At 56.7% G+C, this 2,664-nt stretch carries 4 protein-coding genes; all 4 read left to right on the top strand.

What is annotated here, in order from left to right; all coding sequences use genetic code 11:
- Window positions 1-676: NrfD/PsrC family molybdoenzyme membrane anchor subunit (nrfD, locus tag ACWI8T_RS09340; protein WP_449138744.1), on the top strand; the 676-nt coding region annotated here is incomplete at its 5' end.
- Entirely contained in the window at window positions 673-1,092 is a 420-nt protein-coding gene (locus tag ACWI8T_RS09335; RefSeq protein WP_449138743.1) for a GntR family transcriptional regulator, read from the top strand. The genes nrfD and ACWI8T_RS09335, both read left to right, overlap by 4 nt.
- An 11-nt stretch (window positions 1,093-1,103) precedes the next feature.
- Window positions 1,104-2,072 carry a slipin family protein gene (locus ACWI8T_RS09330; RefSeq protein WP_449138742.1) on the top strand — a complete coding sequence of 323 codons (969 nt, stop codon included), beginning with the start codon at window positions 1,104-1,106 and terminating at the stop codon, window positions 2,070-2,072.
- A 252-nt stretch (window positions 2,073-2,324) separates the two neighbouring features.
- The coding region (locus ACWI8T_RS09325; RefSeq protein WP_449138741.1) for a twin-arginine translocation signal domain-containing protein at window positions 2,325-2,664 on the top strand (340 nt) is incomplete at its 3' end.

Below are 2,664 nucleotides of genomic sequence, written 5' to 3'. Positions count from 1 at the left end.
CGGCTCGCTTATTGTATGTGCGGCGTTTCTTACGATGGTCCGTTTCGTGTACTTGCCTATTATTCCGGGCATTTTGGTGGCCGTGATCGAGGGACTTGCGTGCGTTTTATCGCTGGGCGTTATGCTCTATACTGGGCTGCTGCTGGAAAGCCTTGGCAGCATAAGCGCATGGAACACGCCGCTCGTGCCCGTTTTGTTTTTGCTCTCGTCGGCATCGTGCGGCATTGCGGTGGCGCTCATCTGCGCGTTCTTCGACGGCCATGCCGTGAATGGGTTCGCTGTTCCGCGAATTTTGATTATTGCGGATGCTGCTCTTGTGTTGGGCGAATTCGTCGCGACAGTGCTCTACGGGCTCTTTCCGCCCGCCAGCGCGTCATTTTCTGGCTTGGCGACGGGCGACGCGCTTTCGCTCTTACTCTGGTGGCTGGGCTTCGTCTTCTGTGGAATTGCTGCGCCCTTCGTTCTGGAGGCGCTTGCCTATAAGCGGCTTTCATTGCCGAATCGGTCGAGCCAGGCGTTTGCGTGTCTCGCCGTTGCCGCTGTCTTGGTGCTCGTCGGTGGTGCGTGCCTGCGTGTGGGCGTGGCGAATGTGGGAAGCCATGCCAAAATGGAGCTTCGGGCCCCTATTGAGCGGTCCATTCAAACGAACGATGCTGGAGAGGAGTGGCTGCTATGAAAAACGACGCCTGCGACGCCTCTCTTTTCGAGCTTGATGAAAACAGCAGCATTCCGCTGTGGTTGCAGTTGAAAAACCGCTTCATTTATCTCATTACGTCTGGGTACTACAAACCCGACGACAAACTTCCTACGGTGCGCGGCCTTGCTGCCGATATTGAGGTGAACTACAACACCATCTCGAAGGTTTACAAGAGTTTGGAAGCCGACGGGTATATCGAATCGAAGCGTCGCCAGGGCGCATTCGTGTGCGACGTGAGCGACAAGCCAGGCGTGAGCATTTCTGCGACGGCCGAAATCGTGACAACGGAATATGTGCGTCGGTGCAGGGAGCTCGGCATGACGCTCGAGGACATAGAGGCTCAATTTGCTGCAGGGATTGCGCGCGAGCGCAAGAAGCTTGAGCAAGGGGAATAAGGAGATATCCGATGTCAAACGTGAACGCGGGGAGCAAAAAGCACGAATTCTCGTCGATGATAGGGGCGCCGTCTTCCGATGCCAGCCATATTGCTGAGCCAGCGGGGTCTTCCGGGGTCGTTCGGCGCCGCGCATCGCGCAACGGCGCAATTGTGTTTGGCGTTGTCGTTTTCGTGGTGGCGTTTTGCCTTGTCACGGCTTTGTGGTGGGCGCTTTCGGGGGAAGTCTCGCTTCCCGCGCTCGTTGTGGCGGCGCTCGGCGGCTGGCTTGCCGCCTCGTCGATCCACGTTGTGCTCGAATGGGAAAAGGCGGTTGTCCTGCGTTTCGGCAAATTCAATCGCGTGGCTGGTCCGGGCATTGTTTTCACCATTCCCATCGTTGAGTTTTACACGCTGCGCGTCGACCAGCGCGTGGCCTCGACGTATTTCGGAGCCGAAGAGACGTTGACGGGCGATCTTGTTCCCGTGAACGTTGACGCGGTGATTTTCTGGATGGTGTGGAGCGCGAAGGCCGCCTGCACCGAGGTTGAAGATTACGCGCAGGCGGTGAGCTGGATGGCCCAAACCGCTATGCGCAAGGCGATTGGCCGCACAACGGTCGCCGAGCTTGCCAGCCGTCGCGATCAACTCGATGAAGAACTCAAAGATGCGCTCGAAGAAAAGCTCAACGATTGGGGCATTACGATCATCGATGTCGAAGTGCGCGATATCGTGATTCCCAAAGAGCTGCAACATGCCATGGCGGCGGAAGCCGTAGCCGAGCGCAAGAAGAACGCCCGTATGGTGCTCGCCGAGGCCGAGGCCGATATTTCCGACATGCTGAAAGACGCGGGCGTTGTGTATGAAGAGAGCGCCGAGGCTATGAAACTGCGTCAAATGCATCTTGCTTACGAAAGCGTTGAGGAATCGGGCGGCACATTGGTGTTGCCGAGTTCGTTCGCCGAGGGTTTCGTAGAAGAAAAACCCTCAAAGCGGGCGTAAGGCGATAGAAAAAATCAGTTCAAGCGCAAATTATCTCAAAATAGAATAATGATTGTCATACTTTGTCATAGTTTTCTGATTGTCTTTCCCTATGTCGTATGGCAGACTATGACAAAGAGGAAATCGGCCGATTTCTGATAGAGGGGGACTCGGAAAACATACATGCCACAAGCGTGCAGGGGTAGGCACGCCTGGATTCTTGCGGCCAAATTCCGAATGCCCGTCATTTCTTACGCAAGGAATGGAGGAGGCATGTCAGAAGTGAAAGATCCAACGAGGGCGTTGGAATCGACTGGCATTACACGTAGGGGATTTTTGAAAACCACCGGCGCTGCGGCGCTCGGCGCGGGCGCGGTTGCCATGGGGGGCTTGGCTCCTATGACCAAGGCTGAGGCGGCCGACGCGGCTGCAACTGAAGGCGAGACGATTGTTCGCACGTCGTGCCGAGGCAATTGCGGAAGCAAATGCCCCACGAATGTCGTTGTGCGAGATGGCAAGGTCGTGCGCGTTGCTGCGGCGGAATTGCCGGGCGACGATGCGCCGCGTCGTCGTTTTTGCGTAAAGGGCTACACGCAGCCCCAGCGCGTCTACG

This window comes from Slackia sp. (assembly GCF_977041755.1).
This window is presented reverse-complemented; position numbering and strand designations above follow the sequence as displayed.